Here is a 21,366-nt window from a genome sequence, read left to right on the forward strand (position 1 = left end):
GCCCGCCGTTCCCGGATTGAGGAGAGCTGCCATGCGCGACGCGGTGATCTGCGAGCCGCTGCGCACCCCGATCGGCCGTTTCGGCGGGGTGTTCAAGAGCGTCCAGCCCGTCGACCTCGCGTCCGCGGTGATCCGCGCCGTGGTCGAGCGCTCCGGCCTGCCGGGCGAGGCGGTCGACGAGGTGTTCCTCGGCCAGTGCTACCCGAGCTCGGACGCCCCGGCCATCGGGCGCGTCGCCGCGCTCGACGCGGGCCTGCCGATCGAGGTCGGCGGCCTCCAGGTGGACCGGCGCTGCGGCTCGGGCCTGCAGGCCGTCCTCAACGCCGCGATGCAGGTCCAGACGGGCGTCAGCGACGTGATCATCGCGGGCGGCGCCGAGTCGATGAGCAACGCGCCGTTCTACACGACGTCCGCGCGGTGGGGGCTGCGCGGGCCGTCCCTCGAACTGCACGACACGCTCGCCCGCGGCCGCGTCACCGCCGGCGGCGTCAACCACCCGGTGCCGGGCGGGATGCTGGAGACGGCGGAGAACCTGCGCCGCGAGTACGGCATCGGCCGCGAGGAGCAGGACGAGCTGTCCGTCCGCTCCCACCAGCGGGCCGTCGAGGCACAGCGGTCCGGCCGGTTCGCGGACGAGATCGTGCCGGTCACCGTCACGTCCCGCAAGGGCGACACGGTCGTGGACACCGACGAGCACCCGCGGCCCGAAACGTCCATGGAGACCCTCGGGAAGCTGCGCGCCGTCCTCGGGAAGAGCGACGCGGAGGCGACCGTCACGGCGGGCAACTCCAGCGGCCAGAACGACGCCGCCGCCGCGTGCGTCGTCACCACGCCCGAACGCGCCGCCGAACTCGGGCTGCGCCCCCTCGTCCGGCTGGTGTCGTGGGCGCGCGCGGGCGTGCCGCCGCGCACGATGGGCATCGGGCCCGTCCCGTCCACCGCCAAGGCCCTCGCCGCCGCCGGTCTCACCCTCGCCGACATCGACCTCATCGAGCTGAACGAGGCGTTCGCCGCGCAGGTCCTCGCCGTCACCCGCGAGTGGAAGGTGAAGGACGCCGACTGGGACCGCATCAACGTCAACGGCTCCGGCATCTCCCTCGGCCACCCCGTCGGCGCCACCGGCACCCGCATCCTCGCCACGCTCGCCCGCGAGATGCACCGCCGCGGCGCCCGCTACGGCCTGGAGACGATGTGCATCGGCGGCGGCCAGGGCCTCACCGCGATCTTCGAGCGGGTCTAGCCGGGCGGCCCGGCGCCGTCCCGCAGGCCCGGCAGGTCCTCCTTGTAGGCGAGGATCGCCGCCTGGACGCGGTTCTCCAGGCCGAGGCGCGCGAGGATCCGGTTGACGCGGCTCTTCACGTTCGCCTCGCTCAGCCCGAGGAGTTCCGCGATCCGCGCGTTCGCGAGCCCGCGCGCGACGAGGAGCAGCACCTCGCTCTCGCGCCCGGTGAGGCCGTCCAGCCGTCCCGGCGCCCGCTGTTCGGACGCCGGCGGTTCGGGCGCCGGCGGGGCCGCCGCGAACGCCGTGACGAGCCGCCGCGTCACGCTCGGCGCCAGCATCGCCTCCCCGGCCGCGACGACCCGGATCGCGTGTTCGAGCTGGTCGATCGGGCTGTTCTTCAGCAGGAACCCGCTCGCCCCGGCGCGCAGCGCGGCGTACACGTACTCGTCGAGGTCGAACGTGGTGAGGACCAGGACGCGGGGCCGCGCGCCGCCCTCCCACGGGCCCGCCATGATCCGCCGGGTCGCCTCGACCCCGGTCATCCCCGGCATGCGGACGTCCATGACCACCACGTCCGGACGCAGCCGGGCCGCCTCCGCGACGGCCTCCGCGCCGTCCGCGGCCTCGCCCACGACCGCCAGGCCGTCCCGCCGGTCGATCACGACGCGCAGCGCCGCCCGCACCATCTCCTGGTCGTCGGCGAGCAGCACCCGGACCGTCATCGGACGCCCTCCAGCGGCAGTTCGGCGCGGACGAGCCAGCCGCCCGCCGGGCACGGGCCGGTCCGCAGCGTCCCGTCGAACGCGGCGACGCGCTCGCGCAGGCCGATGAGCCCCCGCCCGGACCCGGGCACGGGCGTGCGGCCGGGGGCGGCGGGCCCGTTGCCGACCTCGACGACCAGCGCGCCGTCCGACGTCCGGAGCGCTATCCGCACCTCGGCCGGGCCCGCGTGCTTGAGGACGTTCGTCAGCGACTCCTGCACGATCCGGTACGCCGAGACCTGCACGACCTGCGGCAACGCGCCCGCCCCTGCGTCCACGTCCGCCCGCACCCGGCAGCCCGCCCGCTCGGCGGCCTCCACGAGCCGGCCGAGGCCGCGCAGCGACGGCTCGGCGTCCCCGTCGTCGTGGCCGGCGTCGAGCAGGCCGAGGATGCGGCGCATCTCGACCAGCGCCGTGTCGGCCGTCTCGGCGATGCGCGCCACCCCGGCGCGGCCGAGGCCCGGGTCGTCGCGGACGACGTCCTCGGTGGAGCGGGCCTGCACGGCGATGGCGCTGACGTGGTGCGCGACGACGTCGTGCAGGTCGCGGGCGATCCGGGCGCGCTCGGCGGCGACGGCCTGCCGCGCGTTGCGCTCCCGCTCGGCGCGCAGCCGCGCGTTGAGGTCGCGGAGCCGGCGGGCGTCGGCGTCGATGCGCCGCCGCGCGTGCCCGAGCAGCCACGCGACGCCGAGGAACACCGCGAACGTCGTCGCGGTGATCGGCTCCAGCGAGTCGGGGCGCGGTGCGGGGGACCGTCCGAGCGCCAGGTCCACCGCGACCGCCGCGGCCAGCGCGCCGCCGGACGCGGCGAGGCTCGCGGCGGCCGGGGCGTACCGGGCCGCCGCGTAGACGCCGAAGATCAGGAAGTACGGTCCGGGTGTCTTGCCCGGGACCGGGTCGGCCGCCTCGAAGACGACGAACGCGGCGGTCATCGTCGCGAGCACGGCCAGCGGAAGGCGCCGCCGCCACAGCAGCGGGACGGTCTGCACCCCCCACAGCGCCAGCGCCATCGGGCCGGGCGCAGGGTCGCGGGTGGCGAGCGTCACCACGTCGAACACGGTGAGGCCGCCGCCGAGCGCCGCGTCGAACAGCCACGGCCTGCCCGCCGTCCAGGCGCGGGCGCCTCGCAGTACGGACATCACGGGGGCGGTCTTCACGCAGGTGAGGCTAGTCAACGGCACCCTTCTGGAACATCGCCCAGAAGGCGCGCATCCAAAGTTGCGCACGCGCGGAGAATTGGGCCGCGCGGGCGACGCCCCGCATATACGCGCTCACTTAGCGTCCCATTCCATGAGCATTCCTCTCCTCGAAAACAGAACGCCACCGGCCGGGGCACGCCCCGCCGAGCGCGCGCGCCGGTACCGGTACGCGCTGCTCGCGGCGGGCACTATCGCCATGCTGTTCGCGGTCGGCGGGCGCTGGGACATTCCGCTCGCCGCCTGGGTCTTCCCCATCCTGCTACTGCGCTTCACCCGCACCACCGGCCCTTGGACGGGCACCACCTGGGCCTGGGCCGCGCACCTCGCCGCCGCCGCTTTCTGGGTGCAGGAGTCGGCGATGGGCTCCGGACCGGTCATCCTCGCGGGCGCGGCGGCGCTCAGCCTGGTCCAGACCGTGCCGTTCCTCCTCGACCGCCTGCTGGCCCCCGGACTCGGCCGGTGGACGGGCACCCTCGTGTTCCCCGCCTCCGTCGCCGCGGCCGAATTCCTCATCACCCTGCTGTCGCCGTTCGGGACCGCCTACGGCTCCCTCGCCGTCACCCAGCACGGCGAACTCCCGTTGCTCCAGGTCACGTCCATCGCCGGCTCCTACGGCATCGGCCTCCTCATCGCCTGGCTCGCCGCCGCCGCGAACGGGTTCTGGCAGGACCCGTCCCGCCCGGCCGCCCGTCCCGCCGCCGTCTGCGCCACCGTGCTCGCGGCCATCGCCCTCGCCGGCGGCGCGCGGCTCGCGCTGCTCCCGCACGACGGACGGACCGTGCGGATCGCCGGAGTGAGCCCCGCCAGGACGGTCGCCGACGCCGAGCACGCCGCGCTCGGCCGCATGCCCGGCGGACGGCAGGGCATCGCCGCAGCGCCGCCCGCCACCGTCGACCCCGTCACCACCGCCGTGCAGGACGACCTGCTCGCCGCCACCCGCCGCGAGGCCGCCGCCGGAGCGAAGATCGTCGTCTGGCCGGAGAACGCCGTCTCCGCGCAGGCCGCCCGCGAACCGGCGGTCATCGCCGCCGCCCGCGCCGAAGCCCGCCGCTCCCGCATCTACCTCGACATCGGCATCGCCGTCTACGACACCACCGGCCCCGCCTTCGGACGCGACGAGACCGTCCTCCTCGGCCCCGACGGCGCCGTCCTCTGGACGTACCAGAAGGCCCACCCGATCCCCGGCTCCGAGACCTACAAGCCGGGGGACAGGCACGTCCCCGTCGTCTCCACGCCGTACGGCCGGATCGCCAACGTCATCTGCTACGACGCCGACTTCCCGGCGCTCATGCGCGTCCGCGCCGACATCATGCTCGTCCCGGCCCACGACTGGCGCGAATACGGACGCCCCCACACCGACAAGGCGGGCCTGCGCGCCGTCGAAGGCGGCTACGCGCTGGTGCGCCAGGACGCGCAAGGACTCTCCGCCGCGTTCGACGCCCGCGGCCGCGTCCTCGCCACCGCCGACTACTTCGGCTCCGCCCGGCAGACGCTCGTCGCCGACGTCCCCGTCCACGGCACGACGACCCCCTACGACCGGATCGGCGACCTGTTCGCCTGGCTCTGCGTCGCCGCGATCCCGCTGCTCACGGCCCTCGCCGTGGCCCGCAGCCGCCGTCGTTAGTTAGCGTGGCGGCATGGGCGACGACGCCGATGCCGCCGTGCGGGAACAGATCGCCTACTACCGCGCCCGCGCCGGCGAATACGACCGGGTCTACGACCAACGCGCCGACCTGCGCGCCCTCACACCGCTCGTCGACGAACTGCCGATCACCGGCGACGTCCTCGAACTCGCCTGCGGAACCGGCCAGTGGACGGGCCGCCTCGCCGCCCGCGCCCGCTCGCTGACCGCCGTCGACGCCTCCCCGGAAGCCCTCGACATCGCACGCAAACGCACCGCGCCCGCCGCGGTCGAGTTCGAGTGCGCCGACCTCTTCTCCTGGCGCCCGTCCCGCCGCTACGACACCGTCTTCTTCGCCTTCTGGCTTTCCCACGTGCCGCCGGACCGGCTCCCCGGCTTCTGGCGCACCGTCGCCGACGCCCTCACCCCCGGCGGCACGGCCGTCTTCGTCGACAACGGCCCAGGCGAAGCGGCCGCCGAGGACGTCCTCGCCGACCACCCCGTCCCCTCCGTCCGGCGCCGCCTCGACGACGGCAGCGAGTACCGCGTCGTCAAGGTCTTCCACGACCCCCAGCGGCTCGTCCGCGACCTCGCCGCCCGGGGATGGACGGCGACCGTCCGCCCGGCGGGCACCGGCTTCATCACCGGAACAGCCACCCGCCCCGCATGACCCTGTAGGACGCCTCGATCGCCCGCTTCATCTCCACCGCGCCGCGCTCGACACGCACACCGATCTCGCCCGCCGCTGAATGCGGCAGCACATCGGTCGTCCAGACCAACCGTGCCCCGGCACCCTCCGCGCGGACCTCGAACGACGCATGGTGACGCTCGACCGCGGGCCGCGCTCCGTCCACCACGGCGTACGCCAGCCGCCGGGCGCCGTCGTCGACCGCGATGATCAGCTCCCGGATCACGTGCCCATCGGGAAAGGTCAGGAACCGCTGGTCGCCCTCGATCCGCGTCCCGGCGACCCGGCCGGGCAGCAGCCGCTCGTGGACGGCCCCGACATCCCGCAGCACATCCCACACATGCTCCGGCGGCGCATCGATGACGACCTCATGCCGCACCCAAGCCACCCCGCACCTCCAACGTTGACTTGCGGCGTGTCGGCCTTAAAAGGCGCCTTTTAAGGCCGACACGCCGCAAGTCAACCAGCCCCGCCCCAGCGACCGCGGTCAGAACATCGCCCGATGCCGTCCCCGGTACCTCGGCCGCCGCCGCTCCATCACCCCCACCGTGACCGCGACCGCCAGCACCGGCACCACGCACATCGCCGACGCCCACACCGCGATCACAGCCCCGGCTCCCCGCCGAGCAGCTCCCGGATCGCCGTCACCGCGTCCACGACGCGCTCCACCTCCGCGACCGGATGCCGCCACGACGTGAAGAACCACGCCCGCCCGCCGTCGTCCTCCCGCGCCCGCACGCTGATCACATCGGCCGGATGCGCCGCGCAGCACCCCGCCGCCTCCCGGTTCACGACGCGCAGCCCGTCCTCGGTCATGGACGCGTGCAGCCCGTACACCCGCAGAACCACGCCCAGCGCCTCAAGCCGCGCCCTACTCTCAGGGGTCATGGGTCGGTCGCCTCCTAGGGCAATCGATTCCTAGGCCCCGGCGCGGTGGTGGTGCACCGCACCGGGGCCGCCTCGGCACGATGGTAGGCACACGTGGACACCAATGGACACCCGTAGGACCAAAGCATCACCACGGGGTCCGTAACGTGCCTATATGGGCTTCCCATTGGACTCGCTGAAGCCGATGTACCTCTCGGTTGCGGACGAGATAGAACGCCGGATCCGGGCCGGCGAAATGCTGCCCCGCACCCGCGTGCCGTCCGCGCGCTCGCTCGCGGCGGAGGCGGGGGTGTCGACGCGGACCAGCGAGGCGGCGCTGCGCGTCCTGCGCGAACGCGGCCTCACGGTGGCAGTGCACGGCGTCGGCACGTTCGTCGCGCCCGACATACCGCCCGAGTCGGACTAGTCATACGAGTTGCGCGTCCAAGGGTCCTGAGCCGCGCTAGCGTCCCCGGGTGAGCATCGATCTCGACGGCATGGAACCCTTGTACCTCCAGGTGGCGGGCGTTCTCACGGCGCGCATCGTGGACGGCGTCTATCCCGTCGGACGCCGCATTCCCGCCGTGCGAGCCGTCGCGGACGAGTTCAAGGTGTCCGTCAACACGGCGGAGGCGGCGATCAGACTCCTGCGCGAAAAGGGCCTCGTCCAGGGCGTCCACGGGCGCGGAACGTTCGTGATTGCCAAGCCGTCGAACGTCGGGGAGAAGGACGGCTGACCGTCCGAGGGGCGGCGATGAGTTCTCGGCGCCCCAGTGGTCCAAGCATCAGGCGTGCACACCTGAGAGGCGGGACCATGACGAGTTCACCTGCGCGGGGCAAGGTGCTTTGGCATCTGACCATGTCTTTGGACGGCTTCATCGCCGGGCCGGGGCACTCGATGGACTGGATGTCCGGGTTGTCGTTCACGCCGGGGATCGTCGAGGAGATGGTCGCGACGACCGGGGCGATCCTCGCCGGGCGGCGCGGGTTCGACGCGGGCTATGACGCCGAGGGCGGGCAGAACCGCAGGCCGTACGGGGGGAAGTGGGACGGGCCGATCTTCGTGCTGACCCATCACCCGGAGGACGCGCCGCCCGCCGCGGGCTTCACCTTTCTGAACTGCGACATCGCGGAGGCCGTGCGGACGGGGCTGGACGCGGCGGGCGGGAAGAACCTGGAGGTGTTCGGCGCCGGCGTCGCGCGGCAGTGCGTGGAGCGGGGCCTGATCGACGAGTTCTCCGTGCACATCGCGCCGGTGATGCTCGGTGACGGCGTCCGGCTGTTCGAGGCGCCGGGCGGTGCGCCGGTCCGCTGGGACCTGGTGCGCGACGGCGGCGGGCCCGAGGTCGTCGACCTGCGGTACCGGCCCGTACGCGAGTAGCTACGTCGGTGCGGACCCGTTCACCGGCGACCTCTTTCCGCTCAGCGCTCGGCGGAGGCGCTCGAAGAGCGGCAGGAGCAGGTAGATGACGATCGGGACCGTCAGCGTGGCCATGATCGGGGGCCGCAGGTAGGGCGGGACGTTCAGCAGCACGTGGCCGAGAAGAAGCTGCAGGCCGGTGAGGGTGGGGAGCACCGCGCACCACACCATCAGCGCCATCCGGTGCTTGGTCGAGTTCATGCCGTCAACTGTGGTGCCTCGCCGTCGCAGTAGTCCAAGATATGATTCCTCTGCTCTCCGATAAGGAACGCTTATGGAATTGCGGCAGCTCCGGTACCTCGTGGCGGTCGCCGAGGAGGGCGGGTTCACGCGCGCCGCCGCGCGGGTCCGCGTCGCGCAGCCGGCGGTGAGCCAGCAGATCGCGCAGCTCGAGCGCGAGGTGGGGGCCGCGCTCTTCGACCGCACCGGACGCCGCGTGAAGCCGACCCCGGCGGGTGAGGCGTTCCTGCCGTGCGCGCGTGCGGCGCTGGCCGCCGCCGACGCGGGGATGGACGCGGTGGCGGCGCTCAGCGGGGAGCTGGCCGGGCATCTGGCCGTCGGCACGATTCCGTGCCCTCCCGAACGGCTCCTCGAACGGCTCGGCCGGTACCGCCGCGAGCACCCCAAGGTGCGGCTCACCCTGCGGACCGGCCATCCGGAGGCGCTGACTGCGCAGGTCGGCTCCGGCGAACTGGCCGCCGCGGTGATCGGTGCCACGGCGAGCCGCCTGCCCGCGGGCCCCGCCGGCCAGGTGCTGCGCCCGACGCTGGCCTCCCACCCGGTCGAGGTCGAACCACTGGTGCTGGCCGTCGCGCGGGACCACCGGCTCGCCGGGGCGGCCGAGGCGTCGCTGGACGACCTGCGCGACGAGCCCGTCGTCACCCTCACGCTCGGTGCCGGGCTGCGCTCGGTCCTCGAGGCGGCCTGCGCCGCGGCCGGTTTCGTCCCGGACGTCCGCACCGAGACCGACGACCTCGTCCTGCTGGCGGACCTGGTCGCGCACGGGCTCGGCATCGCGCTGCTTCCCCGTTCGGCGGCCGGGCGGGCGCTGGGCGGCCTCGCCGTCGTCCCGCTGCGCGACGCGCCGGAGCGGTCCACGACGCTGATCTGGCGCCGCGACCACGTTCCCCTCCCGGTCCGGGCGCTCCTGGACCTTCTCCGCGAGTGACGCCGGGGCGCGCTAGGCGCCGCGGTCGAAGATCAGGTCGGTGGCGCGGGTGAGGACTTCGGTACGGGTGCGGCCCTCGTGGCCTGCGGCGAGGAAGTGGTGGCCGATCGCCACGCAGAAGGCGATGAGGCTGCGGGCCTCGACCTCGTCGGGGTCGGTGCAGAAGGCGCCGATCGTCTCGCGGAGCAGCGCCATGCGCCGGTCGTCGACGCGCCGCAGCCGGGCGGCGACGGCGTCGTCGCGGCGGGCCCAGTCGCGGACGGCGAGGTCGATCGGGAGGAGCCGGTCGCCGGAGAAGGTGAGCATGCCGGCGCGCCGGGCCCGGGTCCGCGGGTCGCCGCCCTCGCTCTCGACGCGGTCGATCACCGCGTCGGTGCTCTCGCGCTCCCAGGCGTCCAGCATCGCGTCGAGCAGGGCGCCGCGGTCGGTGAAGTAGCCGTAGAAGCCGCCCTTGGTGACGCCGAGCCGCTTGGCCAGCGCCTCGACGCGGACGGCGTCGGGCCCGCCCTCGGCGAGGACGCGCAGGCCCTCCTCGATCCACCGTTCGCGCGGCGTCCGGAGCGCTCCCGCCATGTGTCCCACCCCATCTATACGCATGCGTACAACTCGGGTTAGCCTGGTGTTGTACGCAACCGTATAACGAGTGGAGGCGATGGTCGTGCGGCTTCCCGACAGCGCGCACACCGGCCGGCCGTGGCGCGTCCACGATCTCGCGCCCGACTTCCGGCTGCTGGACGTCTGGTCCTTCCGCACGCCGGGCGCGGGGCCGGGCGACTTCCCCGCGATGCTGGAGGCGATGCGGACGTCCGGCGGTTTCGCCAGGCAGGCCCTTCCGGTCAAGGCCCTGTTCGCCGTCCGCTGGGGCCTCGGCGCGCTCCTCGGCTGGGACCGGCCCGGCACCGGGCTCGGCACCCGGGTCCGGCCGCTGCGCGACCGCCTGCCGAGCGACCTGCGCGGCACCGTCGAGGACGCCGGCGGCTCCCCGTTCACGCCCGTCTACCGGCTCGCCGACGAGGAAGTCCGCGAGATCGCGAACAAGACCATGCACGGCATCATGCATCTGGGCTGGGTCCCGGCGCCCGGCGGTGACCACGAGCTGCGGATGGCGGTGCTCGTCCGCCCGAACGGCGGCCTCGGACGCTTCTACATGGCGCTCATCGCGCCGTTCCGCCACCTGATCGTCTACCCGATGCTGACCCGGCAGTGGGAGCGCGCCTGGCGGGAGCGCGCCGCCGGTTCCTGACCACCTGACGGACGAGGTCGGCGGCGGCCCCGGGCCACTCCGGATGCTCGAACGCGAACCCGGCGTCGAGCAGGCGGCCCGGGACGACGCGGCGGCTCTTCAACAGCAGCTCGGTGTCCGACCGCATCGCGAGCGCTCCGATCTCGGCCATCCACGTCGTCGCCGGGAGGCCCACCGGGACGCCCCACGCGGCGCGCAACTCGCGCATGAACGCGCGCTGCGGCAGGGGAGCGGGGGCGGCGAGGTTCACCGGGCCGTCGATGTCGTCCCGGCCGATCAGGAACTCGACCGCGGCGACGAGGTCGCGCTCGTGGATCCACGACACGTACTGCGCGCCGCCCGCGACCGGCCCGCCGAGGCCGAGCCGCGCCATCCGCAGCAGCACGTCGAAGACGCCGCCGCGGTCGGGGCTCATCACCATCGCGGCGCGCAGCGCGACCTTGCGGGTGTCCGGAGTGGCGGCCCGCGCCTGCGCCCGCTCCCATTCCCTGGCGATCCGGACGCTGTACGACCAGTACCGCGGGACGCCGGGCTCGTCGCCGCCGATGATCCCGGTCGCCTCGTCGTTGGGCGCGTCGAAGCGGTGGGCGTAGATCGTGGCGGTGCTCATCTGCAGCCAGACCCGGGGCGGGCGCGCCGCCGCGGCGATCGCCTCGCCGACGACCCGCGCCGACTCCACCCGCGAGTCCATCATCTCCCGCAGGTTGGCCGGGGTGTAGCGGCAGCTGACGCTGCGCCCGGCGAGGTTGACCACGGCGTCGGCGCCGTCGAGCGCCGCCGTCCACGGGCCGGGCGTCCGGCCGTCCCAGGCCAGCTCGCGCTCGCGCGCCGGCCGCCGCGTCAGCACCACGACCTCGTGGCCCGCGGCGGTGAACGCCCGGTCCAGGATCGTCCCGACCTGCCCGGTCCCACCGGGGATCACCAGCTTCATCGCGCCCCACCTCCGCGTCTCGGCACGAGCGTAGCCCAGAAATTTGAACACGTTTAAAAACTGTGCCCGGGGTCACCCGGCGCGGCGCCTCACGCGCTCCCGCTTGCGCAGGTCGGCCGGGGGTAGGGGGCCTCCCACACGGGGGGAGAGAGCGATGATCGGCACTGTGCACGGCCGCGGGTCCGCCGCGGCGGACGGCGGGACGCCGCGGGGAGCGGGCCGTGGCCCGGCACCCGGATGACCCCGCGCCGCTGTGCCTGGTGACGGGGGCGAGCGGCTACATCGGCGGCCGGCTGGTGCCCGCGCTGCTGGACGCCGGATACCGGGTGCGGTGCATGGCCCGCTCCGCCCAGCGGCTGCGCGACCATCCGTGGGCCGGACGAGTGGAGATCGCCGAGGCCGACGCGACCGACCCCGAGTCGACCCGCCGGGCCCTGGACGGGGTGGACGTCGCCTACTACCTGATCCACGCGATCGGCGGCGGGAGCGACTTCGGCGAGACCGACCGCCGCTCGGCCCGCACCTTCTCCGCGGCGGCCCGCGACGCCGGCGTGGGCCGGCTGGTCTACCTGGGCGGGATGGAGCCGGAGGAGGACCCGTCACCGCACCTGCGGTCGCGCGCCGAGGTCGGCCGGATCATGCTGGACGCCGGCGTGCCCGCGGTGTGGCTGCGCGCCGCGGTGATCATCGGGTCGGGGTCGGCGTCGTTCGAGATGCTGCGGTACCTGACCGAGCGGCTGCCGGTGATGGTCACCCCGCGCTGGGTGCACTCGCGCATCCAGCCGATCGCGATCCGGGACGTCCTGCACTACCTGGTCGCGTCCGCCGCCCTGCCCGCCCGGGTGAGCCGGGGCTTCGACATCGGCGGCCCGGACGTGCTCACCTACACCGAGATGATGCGGCGCTACGCCGCCGTCGCCGGGCTCAGGCGGCGGCTCATCGTGCCGGTTCCCGTGCTGAGCCCCTGGCTGTCGAGCCTGTGGGTCGGGGCGATCACGCCGGTGCCGGGACGGCTCGCGCGCCCGCTGGTGGAGTCGCTGCGCAACGAGGTGATCTGCCGCGAGCACGACATCGCCCGGTACGTGCCGCCGCCGCCCGAGGGCCCGGCGGGGTTCGAGCGCGCGGTGTCGCTGGCGCTGCGCCGCGTCCGGGAGGCGGACGTCGCCACCCGCTGGTCGTCGGCGAGCGTCCCCGGCGCCCCCAGCGACCCGCTGCCCACCGACCCGGACTGGGCCGGCGGCAGCCTCTACACCGACGCGCGGACCCGCGAGGTGGCCGCCCGGCCGGACCGCCTGTGGCAGGTCATCGAGGGCATCGGCGGCGAGCGCGGCTGGTACTCCTTCCCGCTGGCGTGGCGGGTCCGCGGCGTCCTGGACCGGCTCGTCGGCGGGGTCGGGCTGCGCCGCGGCCGCCGCGACCCGCGCCGGCTGCGGACCGGGGAGACCGTCGACTTCTGGCGCGTGGAGGAGATCGAACCCGGCCGCCTGCTGCGGCTGCGCGCCGAGATGCGGCTGCCCGGCCTCGCCTGGCTGGAGCTCGGCGTCGCGGAAGCGGAACCGGACGGCGGCGTCCGCTACACCCAGCGCGCCCTGTTCCATCCGCACGGGCTGGCCGGCCACTGCTACTGGTGGGCGTTCAAGCCGTTCCACGAGCGGGTCTTCGGCGGCATGTGCCGCGGCGTCGCGCATGCCGCCGAAGAGTGAGCCGTGTCAGGGCCGCCAGGACGGGTCGCGGCCGGTGAGGCCGATCAGGCGGTCGAGAGGCGAGGCGCCGTCCGGGACGGCGACGGGCGCCCCGAACAGGCCCGGCGTGCCCTTGCCGCCGCTCTGCTCGACGGCCTGCCCCACGAACACCAGGCACTCCTGGACCTCGGCCTCGCCGCTGTCGTAGGAAAGCCCGCCGGCCTTCGCGATGTCCCAGCCGTGCACGACCAGCTCGTTCAGCGCGACGCGTCCCATGACCTCGCCGGGCATCTGCACGCCGCCGGCCTCAGTCATCCCCTCCCACGCGGACGGGTCGCGCCACGCGGCGGCGAGCGCGTCCAGCCGCTCGGGGACTCGGGTCCGCCAGCCGGGCGCGAGGCTCGCCCCGTCGGCGGACGGCGGCTGCGTCCCGCCCTCCGGGATGTCCTTGGCGGCGGCCATCGCGAACGCCAGGGACAGCCCGTCGACGTGGTCGATGAGGGTGGCGAGCGAGGTGTCGGCGCAGGGCGTCGGCGCTTCGAGCCGCTCGTCGGGAAGGGTGCCGATCAGCTCCGCGAGCCGCCGTGCCGCGGGCGCGAGGTCGGGGTTCTGGGTCATCGCCGGTGCCTCCTTCGTCGGTCCGGCGCGCCCCGCCGGGTGTACCGGTGGGCGGGAGCCGCGCTGGACGGGTCCTCATCCGGTGGTTTTGACTCGGGAACGGGCCGATACTCATCGGCGCGCCGGATACGTAAGGTATGGGGACGACGGAACCCCGTCCGCGGCCTACCGGACCCGCGGACCGGTCGAGAGGCGTGCTGACCTGCGCGTGTGACCACATAAGCTACTACCGAGTAGTATTCGGGCCCCGGATGAGATGCGGTCTGTCGCGAGCCCTACGCTGACTGCCATCGCCCGTACCCCAGGAGGACGGAACAGTGTTCTGGATCACGTTGGTCATTGGGCTCGCCGGAACGGCGGTCGCTTTGGCGCTCGCCGGCCGGCGGGTGCTCTTCCTGTACAACACGGCCATGGCCGGGCAGCCCGACCCCGACCGTGTGCTGCAGGTCAAGCGTGACAAGAAGGCCGACATCGAGGGCCAGGTCACCGAGGTCCTGGGGCAGCGCAAACTGCTGAAGTGGACGCTGGCCGGTTCCGCGCACGCCGCGGTGATGTGGGCGTTCTTCCTGCTGGCCACCGTGTACCTGGAAGCGGCGGTCGCGCTGCTGGCGGGCCTGGACAAGAAGATCCCGTGGCTGCAGACCTGGGGCCCGATCGGATTCGTCCAGGACACCATCGCGCTGGCCTGCACCCTCGGCCTGATCGTGTTCACCGCGATCCGGATCAAGAACTCGCCCAAGCGGCTGGAGCGCAAGTCCCGGTTCAAGGGCTCGCACCTGTCCGGCGCGTGGATCACGCTGTTCATGATCTTCAACGTGATCTGGACGATGTTCTTCTACCGGGGCGTCGAGTGGGCCAACGGCAACCTCGACTACGGCAAGGGCGCCTACTTCTCCTGGCTCGTCGGGCACCTGTTCGACGGCATGTCGCACCACACGCTGGACGTCCTGGAGTCCATCGGCCTGCTGCTGCACATCGGCGTCGCGCTGGTGTTCCTGGTCTTCGTGGTGCACTCCAAGCACCTGCACATCTTCCTGGCCCCGCTGAACGTCATGTTCAAGCGCCGCCCCGACGGCCTCGGCGCCGCGCAGCCGATGATGTCCGGCGGCAAGCCGCTGGACTTCGAGGAGGCCGACCCCGACGAGGACGTCTTCGGCCGCGGCAAGATCGAGGACTTCACCTGGAAGGGCTTCCTCGACATGGCGACCTGCACCGAGTGCGGTCGCTGCCAGTCCCAGTGCCCTGCCTGGAACACCGGCAAGCCGCTGTCGCCGAAGATGGTGATCCTGGAGCTGCGCGACCACGCGCTCGCCAAGGCCCCCTACATGCTCGCCTCCGAGGAGCAGCGGGAGAAGTTCACCGACGAGCAGAAGCTCGCCATGCAGGTCGACAAGGAGCTCGTCGGCGAGGACGGCGTCATCCACCCCGACGTCCTGTGGTCCTGCACCAACTGCGGCGCCTGCGTCGAGCAGTGCCCCGTCGACATCGAGCACATCGACCACATCCTCGACATGCGCCGCTTCCAGGTCATGATCGAGTCGGCGTTCCCGTCCGAGGCCGGCGTCATGCTGAAGAACCTCGAGAACAAGGGCAACCCGTGGGGCATGTCCGAGATGAAGCGCCTCGAGTGGATCGAGGAGCTGGACTTCGAGGTCGAGGTCGTCGACGACAAGGTCTCCGAGGACACCGAGTACCTGTTCTGGGTCGGCTGCGCCGGCGCCCTGGAGGACCGGGCCAAGAAGACCACCAAGGCCGTCGCCGAGCTCCTGCACATCGCGGGCGTCAAGTTCGCCGTGCTCGGCCCGATGGAGGCCTGCACCGGTGACCCGGCCCGCCGCCTGGGCATGGAGTTCGTCTTCCAGATGCTCGGCCAGCAGAACGTCGAGACGCTCAACGACGCCGGAGTGAAGAAGATCGTGGCGACCTGCCCGCACTGCTTCAACACCCTGGCCAACGAGTACCCGCAGATCGGCGGGAACTACGAGGTCGTCCACCACACCCAGCTGCTCGCGCACCTGGTCGAGGAGGGCAAGCTCACCCCGGTCGCGCCGATCGAGGAGAAGATCACCTACCACGACCCGTGCTTCCTGGGCCGCCACAACAAGGTCTACAAGCAGCCCCGCGACATCATGGCGACCGTCCCCGGCGTCAAGACGCAGGAGATGCACCGCCACAAGGACCGCGGGTTCTGCTGCGGCGCCGGCGGCGCCCGGATGTGGATGGAAGAGCGGATCGGCAAGCGCATCAACACCGAGCGCGTGGACGAGGCGCTGACCACCGACCCCGACACCGTCTCCACCGCGTGCCCGTTCTGCCTGGTCATGCTCGGCGACGCCATCAACGAGAAGAAGAACTCGGGCGACGCCAAGGAGAGCCTGGAGGTCGTGGACGTCTCCCAGCTCCTCATCCGCTCCATCAAGGGCGAAGGCACCGCCCAGGAGAAGGAGCCCGTGGCCGCCGAATAGCCCGGCCGTGACCGAGGCCCCGGAACCCGCCCGGCGGGGACCGGGGCCTCCGCCATGACCCGGTCCCACGGCCGATCACCGACGCGGCGGCAGGACTGATCCGCGGGCCGGCTGGTAAGACCAGGGGATGGCCGTCCTGGTGTCCGCCCTGGCATTCCTGATGACGCTCGCCGGCGGGCTCGCGGCGATGCGGGTCCGCGACAAGCGGCACCTCGTCCTCGGCCTCGCCGGCGGCCTGATGCTCGGCGTCGTCGCGTTCGACCTGATCCCCGAGTCGCTGGAGCTGTCGCGGGACCGGCCGTTCGGCGTCCCCGCCCCGATGATCGGCTTCGCCGTCGGGTTCCTGCTGCTGCACGTCGTCGAGCAGTCCGTGGCGATCCACCGCGCCCACGAAGGCGAGTACGCCCCGCACGTCCACGCGCACGGGCACGGCCACCCCGACGGGCCGGCCGGCGCCGGGCTGCTCGCCGCGTTCGCGCTCGTCGGGCACAGCCTCGTCGACGGCCTGAGCATCGGCCTCGGCTTCCAGACCGGCACCGAGACCGGCGCGTTCGTCGCGCTCGCCGTCATCACCCACGACTTCGCCGACGGCTTCAACACCTTCACCGCCGCCTCGCTCGGCGGCCGGGACCGCCGCCCCGCGCTCGCGCTGCTGCTCGCCGACGCCGTCGCGCCCGTCGCCGGCGCCGCGCTCACCCTGCTCGGGACGGTCCCGGAGGGCGTCCTCGGGCCCTACCTCGGGCTGTTCGCGGGCGTCCTGCTCTACCTGTCGGCCGCCGAGATCCTGCCGGAGGCGCACAGCGGCCACCCCCGCGTGATGACGCTCTGCGCCACCGGCCTCGGCCTCGTCGTGGTCATCTTCAGCGTCGGCCTCGCCGGCTGACCGGGGGAGGGGCGTCCAGAACGTCCTGAAACGGTCCAGGACGGTGCGGAAAAGGCAGAGGGCCGTCCGGTGGTTCCGGACGGCCCCCTGGCGCCTTCAGGAACGCTGGAACGTTCCCTCGGGGACGGGACGACGCATCAGCCCGTCATGGACTTCTCGAAGTCCGGGTTCGCCTTCAGCCACGCGTCCACCGCCTGGTCCGGCTTGCCCTTGTACTGGTTCTCCATCAGGTCCTCGAGGGAGCCCAGCTGCTTGTCGTCCATCTTGAACTTCTTCAGCCAGTCCGTCACCTGCGGCTCGTCCTTGCTGAAGTCCTTGCGGGCGACGGTGTACACGCCGTCCGGCTTGCCCATCGCGCCCTTCGGGTCCTGCAGGTCCCGGATCGGGAACTTCGAGTACGCCCAGTGCGGGCGCCACAGCGTGACGACGATGTCCTTGTGGGCGCTGATCGCCTTCTGCAGCTCGGCCAGCATCGCCGCCGTCGACGACGTCGTGACCGTGTACTCCTTGTCCAGGCCGTAGGCGGGCAGCATCTTCGTCTGCGACACCCGGTACAGCCCCGAGCTCTTCTCAATGCCGATGATCTTGCCGCCGTACTGCGAGCCCTTGCCCTTGAGGTCGGCCAGCGAGTGCAGCTGCGAGTAGTTCGGCACGGCGATCGTCAGCGGCGCCGACGGGTACCAGGCGCCGAGCTTCTCCAGCTTGTCGCCGTACTGCTTCCAGTAGTCCTCGTGCGTGTTCGGCAGCCACGAGTCGACGTACAGGTCCACGTCGCCCTGCGCCATGCCCGCGTACAGCGGACCGGCGTCGAGCTGCTTCACCGAGACCTTGTAGCCCTTGTCGGTCAGCATCTTCTTCCACAGCGCGGTGGCGGCCTCGCCCTCGGACCAGCCGGACACGACGCCGAGCGTCAGATCCTTGCTGTTCTTCTTGTTGTCCGAGCTGTTGCAGGCGCTCGCCGTAGCGCCGAGCGCCAGCGCCATCGCCGCCGCGGCCAGAACCTTGAACTTGGGACGCAATGCCCTTCCTTTCGTCGCCTTGCAGGGGGGTGGAAAAGATCGTGCGGGGGAGGTCAGCGCCAGGGGTTCGCCATGCCGGTCGACCAGAGCGTCCGCAGCCCGCGAGGATGCTCGCTGCCCAGCGCCCCGGTGAGCCGGTCCAGGTAGATGGCCAGGACGACCACGCCGAGCCCGGCCTCGAAGCCGCCCGCGATGTCCACCCGCTGGATGCCCTCCACGACGTCGCCGCCGAGGCCGCCCGCGCCGACCATGCCCGAGATCACCACCATGGACAGCGCCAGCATGATCAGCTGGTTGATGCCCGCCATGATCGACGGCATGGCGAGGGGGATCTGGATCCGGGTCAGCACCCGCAGCGGCGGCGTGCCGAACGCCTCGCCCGCCTCGACCATCTCCGGGTCGACGCCGCGGATGCCGAGCTCGGTCAGCCGCACGCCCGGCGGCAGCGCGAAGACCACCGTCGCCACCACACCCGGCACCGCGCCGATGTGGAAGAAGAAGATCGCCGGGATCAGGTAGACGAACGCGGGCATCGTCTGCATGAAGTCCAGGACCGGGCGCACGATCCGGCTCACCGTCTGGCTGCGGGCCGCCGCGACGCCGATCGGGACCGAGATCACCACCCCGATCACCGCCGCCACCAGCACCTGCGCCAGCGTGTCCATCGCCGAGTCCCACAGCTCCATGCTGTCGATCAGCGCGAAGCCGAGCAGCGCGAAGAGGCCGAGCCTCCAGCCGCTCAGCACCAGCGCGATCAGCGCCAGCACCACTGTCAGCCCGAGCGGCGGCAGCAGGTTCAGCAGGTCGGTCAGGTTGCCGATCGCCCAGTCGAGCGCCGACCCGATGCCGTCGAACAGCCAGCCCAGGTTGTTGGTGCACCAGGTGACCAGATCGTCGAACCAGTCGCCGACGTGCACCCGGGGCAGGTCGCTCGCGAGCACGTCAGTCGTCAACGGAACCCTCCTTGGTCAGCGCCAGCGCCGGCTCCTCGCCGGCCGTGCCGGACGACTCGACGACCTCCTCCACGTGCGAGCTGATCGCGCCGAGCGCCGCCAGCAGCGTCACCCGCGGGATCACCCCGAGCAGCGTCCCGGCCTCGTCCGCGACCGGCACCGGCAGGTCGCTCTCCGCGCAGCGCAGGAACAGGTCCGCGACCGGCGTGTCCGGCGACACCGGCTCCAGGTCCTCCGGGTCGATGAGCCCGTCCAGCTTCTGGACGTTCTCCTTCACCGCGTCCGCGACCGCCGTGGCCTTCACCTTGCCGATCAGCCTGCGGTCCCGGCCGATGACGAACGCCGCGTCGGTCTGGTGCTCGCGCATCGTCCGCAGCGCCGTCCGCGGCCCGGTCGACGCCAGCACGGTGACCAGCGGCTTCTCCATCACCGACGACGCCGTCAGCACCCGCGTCCGGTCCACGTCGGCGACGAACTGCGCGACGTAGTCGTTCGCCGGGTCCGTGAGGATCTCCTCGGCGGTGCCGATCTGCACGATCCGGCCCTCCCGCATCACCGCGATGCGGTCGCCGATGCGCATGGCCTCGTTCAGGTCGTGCGTGATGAACACGATCGTCTTGCCGAACCGGCCCTGCAGGTCCAGCAGCAGGTCCTGCACCTCGCGCCGGATCAGCGGGTCCAGCGCGCTGAACGCCTCGTCCATCAGGATGATGTCGGTGCCCGCCGCCAGCGCGCGGGCCAGCCCGACCCGCTGCTGCATGCCGCCGGACAGCTGACCGGGGAGCTTGTCCTCCCACCCCTCCAGCCCGACGAGTCCCAGGAACTCCCGGGCCTTGTTCTCTCGTTCTTCCTTCGCGACACCGCGCACCTCGAGCCCGTACGCGGCGTTCGCCAGGACGGACCGATGGGGGAAGAGCGCGAAGTGCTGGAAGACCATGGAGATCTTGTCCTGCCGGAGCGTTCGCAGCGCCTTCGGCGACAGCTTCGCGATATCCTGGCCATCGATCTCGACGGACCCGGAGGTGGCCTCCAGGAGTCCGTTCAGCATCCGGATCAACGTGGACTTACCGGACCCCGACAGGCCCATCACCACAAAGATCTCGCCCTGCTCGACCTCGAACGTCGCGTCGATGACGGCGGGGGTGACGCCTAGGGAGCGGACGTCCTTCAGATCCGCGCCCGACTTGAGTTTTCGTTGTGCCTCGGCCGTCCTACGGCCGAACAGCTTCGTGACGCTTTCCGCGCGGAGTATGGACACGATCTCCTTCCGTGTTCCCACACCCGGGGGCGGCGCGGAAACGGGTAGCCCTCATCCGTTCGCACCCGTTGACCACCTCAGGCAAAAGAGGGTGTCAACCAGGTGCCAAGGCTGTGCGTCGCTCGAAACTACCCGTCCCGAGAAGATGTTTCATCTTTGAGTGATCTGCGTCACGTGCCCGTCGTCACACCACGGTGCGGTGAAAGTTCAGATATGACCGCGACGGGGTGGGTCCGCGCTGGTCCTGGTACCGCGATCCGTACCGCTCCGACCCGTACGGGTACTCCGCCGGCGAACTCGTCCTGAACAGGCACATCTGCCCGATCTTCATCCCCGGCCACAGCTTGATCGGCAGCGTCGCCACGTTCGACAGCTCCAGCGTCACGTGCCCGCTGAACCCGGGGTCGATCCACCCCGCCGTCGAGTGCGTCAGCAGCCCCAGCCGGCCCAGGCTCGACTTGCCCTCCAGCCTGGCCGCGAGGTCCTCGGGCAGCCCGAACACCTCGTACGTCGAGGCCAGCACGAACTCCCCGGGGTGCAGCACGAACGCCTCGTCGGCCTCCACCTCCACCAGCCGCGTCAGGTCCGGCTGCTCCACAGCCGGGTCGATGTGCGGGTACCGGTGGTTCTCGAACACCCGGAAGTACCGGTCCAGCCGCACGTCCACGCTGGAAGGCTGGACCATGCCCGGCTCGTACGGGTCGATCTTGACCCGCCCGGACTCGAGCTCGGACCTGATGTCACGATCGGAGAGCAGCACCCCGAAAAGCTATCCCACCCGCACCCCCGCCACGCCGCACCCGACTTTCCGGTACGATGTCCAAGCGCGGGCGGCCCTCACGCCCCCGCCACGCGGGTGTAGTTCAATGGTAGAACTTCAGCTTCCCAAGCTGACAGCGCGGGTTCGATTCCCGTCACCCGCTCACGAAGAAGGCCCAGGTCAGGGACACGCTCCCGATCCTGGGCCTTGATCGTTTTTATGGCCGTCATCGACGGCCCATTAGGCCACCAGCACCAGCAACCCGGCCTTGTCGCCCGGCCGCCGTCCGATCCGGAGAAGCGCGTCCCAGGGCTCAGCGAAGTGCAGGCGCGGCACACCTCTCCATCGACGACCGCCTCGGCGCAGTAGTCAGCCTCGCCGACCAGACCGGGCGAGCCCTTACCAAGCTCGTCTCCTGACCCGACGTGCCTGACGGCGCCACGTGGATGACCGCAGACAGCAGGTCAGGTGTGATGTCTGGTGTCTAGTCCCACGAGATGCTTGACGTTCTAGTCCCGGGACATGCTTGACGGATGTTCTAGGTTTCATGGGGCGGCCTTGCGGGGCCGGTGGGCTTTGATGCTGCGGACGGGCTGGGTGGTGGTTCG

Annotated in this window: 22 protein-coding genes, 1 tRNA gene and 1 pseudogene; 12 read left to right on the forward strand and 12 right to left on the reverse strand. The window is 72.1% G+C overall.

Going from position 1 to position 21,366, the window contains the following annotated elements; genetic code table 11:
- Positions 1-31 precede the first annotated feature (31 nt).
- Positions 32-1,240, forward strand: a complete 1,209-nt coding sequence (locus J4709_RS50430; protein ID WP_208252662.1) for an acetyl-CoA C-acetyltransferase — start codon at positions 32-34, stop codon at positions 1,238-1,240.
- Here J4709_RS50430 and J4709_RS50435 read toward each other — a convergent pair.
- Complete coding sequence (locus tag J4709_RS50435; RefSeq protein WP_208252663.1) at positions 1,237-1,944, reverse strand: response regulator transcription factor; 708 nt, start codon at positions 1,942-1,944, stop codon at positions 1,237-1,239. The two genes, J4709_RS50430 and J4709_RS50435, sit on opposite strands and share 4 nt — an antisense overlap.
- Positions 1,941-3,140: a sensor histidine kinase gene (locus J4709_RS50440; RefSeq protein ID WP_208252664.1), complete on the reverse strand. Its 1,200-nt coding sequence runs from the start codon at positions 3,138-3,140 to the stop codon at positions 1,941-1,943. The genes J4709_RS50435 and J4709_RS50440 overlap by 4 nt, the downstream gene beginning before the upstream one ends.
- Positions 3,141-3,273: 133 nt before the next feature.
- On the opposite strand from J4709_RS50440, the gene J4709_RS50445 reads away from it, so the two are divergent.
- Positions 3,274-4,806 (forward strand): nitrilase-related carbon-nitrogen hydrolase, encoded by a 1,533-nt coding sequence (locus J4709_RS50445; protein WP_208252665.1) that lies wholly within the window; start codon positions 3,274-3,276, stop codon positions 4,804-4,806.
- 13 nt (positions 4,807-4,819) lie between these two features.
- Positions 4,820-5,473, forward strand: coding sequence for a class I SAM-dependent methyltransferase (locus J4709_RS50450; protein ID WP_208252666.1), 654 nt, complete (start codon positions 4,820-4,822; stop codon positions 5,471-5,473).
- On the opposite strand, the gene J4709_RS50455 is transcribed toward J4709_RS50450, so the two are convergent.
- Together J4709_RS50455 and J4709_RS50460 are read right to left on the reverse strand one after the other, a co-directional pair.
- Positions 5,445-5,879, reverse strand: coding sequence for an SRPBCC family protein (locus tag J4709_RS50455; protein ID WP_208252667.1), 435 nt, complete (start codon positions 5,877-5,879; stop codon positions 5,445-5,447). The two genes, J4709_RS50450 and J4709_RS50455, sit on opposite strands and share 29 nt — an antisense overlap.
- Positions 5,880-6,094: 215 nt before the next feature.
- On the reverse strand, positions 6,095-6,379 hold the full coding sequence (locus tag J4709_RS50460; RefSeq protein WP_208252668.1) for a hypothetical protein: 285 nt from the start codon (positions 6,377-6,379) through the stop codon (positions 6,095-6,097).
- A gap of 154 nt (positions 6,380-6,533) precedes the next feature.
- On the opposite strand from J4709_RS50460, the gene J4709_RS50465 reads away from it, so the two are divergent.
- The 3 genes from J4709_RS50465 to J4709_RS50475 all read left to right on the forward strand — a co-directional run bounded on the left by J4709_RS50465 (position 6,534) and on the right by J4709_RS50475 (position 7,739).
- Positions 6,534-6,785: a GntR family transcriptional regulator gene (locus tag J4709_RS50465; protein WP_232385307.1), complete on the forward strand. Its 252-nt coding sequence runs from the start codon at positions 6,534-6,536 to the stop codon at positions 6,783-6,785.
- Positions 6,786-6,834: 49 nt separating this feature from the next.
- Positions 6,835-7,095, forward strand: a complete 261-nt coding sequence (locus J4709_RS50470) for a GntR family transcriptional regulator (protein ID WP_208252669.1) — start codon at positions 6,835-6,837, stop codon at positions 7,093-7,095.
- 77 nt (positions 7,096-7,172) lie between these two features.
- Positions 7,173-7,739, forward strand: coding sequence for a dihydrofolate reductase family protein (locus tag J4709_RS50475; protein WP_208252670.1), 567 nt, complete (start codon positions 7,173-7,175; stop codon positions 7,737-7,739).
- On the opposite strand, the gene J4709_RS50480 is transcribed toward J4709_RS50475, so the two are convergent.
- Positions 7,740-7,979 (reverse strand): putative antibiotic biosynthesis monooxygenase, encoded by a 240-nt coding sequence (locus J4709_RS50480; RefSeq protein ID WP_208252671.1) that lies wholly within the window; start codon positions 7,977-7,979, stop codon positions 7,740-7,742.
- 73 nt (positions 7,980-8,052) lie between these two features.
- Between J4709_RS50480 and J4709_RS50485 the strand changes: the two genes are divergently transcribed.
- Positions 8,053-8,946 carry a LysR family transcriptional regulator gene (locus tag J4709_RS50485; protein ID WP_208252672.1) on the forward strand — a complete coding sequence of 298 codons (894 nt, stop codon included), beginning with the start codon at positions 8,053-8,055 and terminating at the stop codon, positions 8,944-8,946.
- A gap of 12 nt (positions 8,947-8,958) precedes the next feature.
- On the opposite strand, the gene J4709_RS50490 is transcribed toward J4709_RS50485, so the two are convergent.
- Positions 8,959-9,519, reverse strand: a complete 561-nt coding sequence (locus J4709_RS50490) for a TetR/AcrR family transcriptional regulator (protein ID WP_232385309.1) — start codon at positions 9,517-9,519, stop codon at positions 8,959-8,961.
- A 79-nt stretch (positions 9,520-9,598) separates the two neighbouring features.
- Between J4709_RS50490 and J4709_RS50495 the strand changes: the two genes are divergently transcribed.
- A complete protein-coding gene (locus J4709_RS50495) occupies positions 9,599-10,189 on the forward strand; it encodes a DUF2867 domain-containing protein (protein ID WP_232385321.1) in 591 nt (196 codons plus the stop codon).
- On the opposite strand, the gene J4709_RS50500 is transcribed toward J4709_RS50495, so the two are convergent.
- Positions 10,101-11,120, reverse strand: coding sequence for a TIGR01777 family oxidoreductase (locus J4709_RS50500; RefSeq protein ID WP_208252674.1), 1,020 nt, complete (start codon positions 11,118-11,120; stop codon positions 10,101-10,103). The genes J4709_RS50495 and J4709_RS50500 overlap by 89 nt on opposite strands.
- A 221-nt stretch (positions 11,121-11,341) precedes the next feature.
- Between J4709_RS50500 and J4709_RS50505 the strand changes: the two genes are divergently transcribed.
- Positions 11,342-12,823 (forward strand): SDR family oxidoreductase, encoded by a 1,482-nt coding sequence (locus J4709_RS50505; protein WP_307802154.1) that lies wholly within the window; start codon positions 11,342-11,344, stop codon positions 12,821-12,823.
- 6 nt (positions 12,824-12,829) lie between these two features.
- On the opposite strand, the gene J4709_RS50510 is transcribed toward J4709_RS50505, so the two are convergent.
- A complete protein-coding gene (locus J4709_RS50510; protein WP_208252675.1) occupies positions 12,830-13,420 on the reverse strand; it encodes a TIGR03086 family metal-binding protein in 591 nt (196 codons plus the stop codon).
- A gap of 317 nt (positions 13,421-13,737) precedes the next feature.
- Here J4709_RS50510 and J4709_RS50515 point away from each other — a divergent pair, with 317 nt between their 5' ends.
- Positions 13,738-15,885: a (Fe-S)-binding protein gene (locus J4709_RS50515; RefSeq protein WP_208252676.1), complete on the forward strand. Its 2,148-nt coding sequence runs from the start codon at positions 13,738-13,740 to the stop codon at positions 15,883-15,885.
- 127 nt (positions 15,886-16,012) lie between these two features.
- Positions 16,013-16,768 (forward strand): ZIP family metal transporter, encoded by a 756-nt coding sequence (locus tag J4709_RS50520; RefSeq protein ID WP_208252677.1) that lies wholly within the window; start codon positions 16,013-16,015, stop codon positions 16,766-16,768.
- Positions 16,769-16,905: 137 nt separating this feature from the next.
- Here J4709_RS50520 and J4709_RS50525 read toward each other — a convergent pair whose 3' ends face one another.
- From J4709_RS50525 to dcd, 4 genes and pseudogenes are all read right to left on the reverse strand, one after another.
- On the reverse strand, positions 16,906-17,787 hold the full coding sequence (locus J4709_RS50525; protein WP_232385310.1) for a glycine betaine ABC transporter substrate-binding protein: 882 nt from the start codon (positions 17,785-17,787) through the stop codon (positions 16,906-16,908).
- A 53-nt stretch (positions 17,788-17,840) separates the two neighbouring features.
- Positions 17,841-18,650, reverse strand: a pseudogene (locus J4709_RS50530) (ABC transporter permease); the annotation flags it as partial.
- 79 nt (positions 18,651-18,729) lie between these two features.
- On the reverse strand, positions 18,730-19,998 hold the full coding sequence (locus J4709_RS50535) for a quaternary amine ABC transporter ATP-binding protein (protein ID WP_208252678.1): 1,269 nt from the start codon (positions 19,996-19,998) through the stop codon (positions 18,730-18,732).
- Between the two features lie 184 nt (positions 19,999-20,182).
- The gene (gene dcd / locus J4709_RS50540; RefSeq protein ID WP_173097264.1) at positions 20,183-20,758 is read right to left on the reverse strand and encodes a dCTP deaminase; all 576 of its coding nucleotides are present in this window, start codon (positions 20,756-20,758) and stop codon (positions 20,183-20,185) included.
- A gap of 92 nt (positions 20,759-20,850) precedes the next feature.
- Here dcd and J4709_RS50545 point away from each other — a divergent pair.
- Positions 20,851-20,921 (forward strand) — tRNA-Gly (locus J4709_RS50545).
- The last annotated feature ends 445 nt before the right edge of the window (positions 20,922-21,366 follow it).

Origin of the sequence: Actinomadura violacea (assembly GCF_017573465.1) — a bacterium.
Lineage (GTDB): Bacteria > Actinomycetota > Actinomycetes > Streptosporangiales > Streptosporangiaceae > Spirillospora > Spirillospora violacea.

Coding starts and splice junctions, on each gene's coding strand:
- J4709_RS50495 (WP_232385321.1), top strand. CDS start 9,599: ATGGTCGTGCGGCTTCCCGACAGCGCGCACACCGGCCGGCCGTGGCGC.
- J4709_RS50520 (WP_208252677.1), top strand. CDS start 16,013: ATGGCCGTCCTGGTGTCCGCCCTGGCATTCCTGATGACGCTCGCCGGC.
- J4709_RS50475 (WP_208252670.1), top strand. CDS start 7,173: ATGACGAGTTCACCTGCGCGGGGCAAGGTGCTTTGGCATCTGACCATG.
- J4709_RS50490 (WP_232385309.1), bottom strand. CDS start 9,519: ATGGCGGGAGCGCTCCGGACGCCGCGCGAACGGTGGATCGAGGAGGGC.
- J4709_RS50465 (WP_232385307.1), top strand. CDS start 6,534: ATGGGCTTCCCATTGGACTCGCTGAAGCCGATGTACCTCTCGGTTGCG.
- J4709_RS50445 (WP_208252665.1), top strand. CDS start 3,274: ATGAGCATTCCTCTCCTCGAAAACAGAACGCCACCGGCCGGGGCACGC.
- J4709_RS50460 (WP_208252668.1), bottom strand. CDS start 6,379: ATGACCCCTGAGAGTAGGGCGCGGCTTGAGGCGCTGGGCGTGGTTCTG.
- J4709_RS50480 (WP_208252671.1), bottom strand. CDS start 7,979: ATGAACTCGACCAAGCACCGGATGGCGCTGATGGTGTGGTGCGCGGTG.
- J4709_RS50485 (WP_208252672.1), top strand. CDS start 8,053: ATGGAATTGCGGCAGCTCCGGTACCTCGTGGCGGTCGCCGAGGAGGGC.
- J4709_RS50435 (WP_208252663.1), bottom strand. CDS start 1,944: ATGACGGTCCGGGTGCTGCTCGCCGACGACCAGGAGATGGTGCGGGCG.
- J4709_RS50450 (WP_208252666.1), top strand. CDS start 4,820: ATGGGCGACGACGCCGATGCCGCCGTGCGGGAACAGATCGCCTACTAC.
- J4709_RS50430 (WP_208252662.1), top strand. CDS start 32: ATGCGCGACGCGGTGATCTGCGAGCCGCTGCGCACCCCGATCGGCCGT.
- J4709_RS50510 (WP_208252675.1), bottom strand. CDS start 13,420: ATGACCCAGAACCCCGACCTCGCGCCCGCGGCACGGCGGCTCGCGGAG.
- J4709_RS50500 (WP_208252674.1), bottom strand. CDS start 11,120: ATGAAGCTGGTGATCCCCGGTGGGACCGGGCAGGTCGGGACGATCCTG.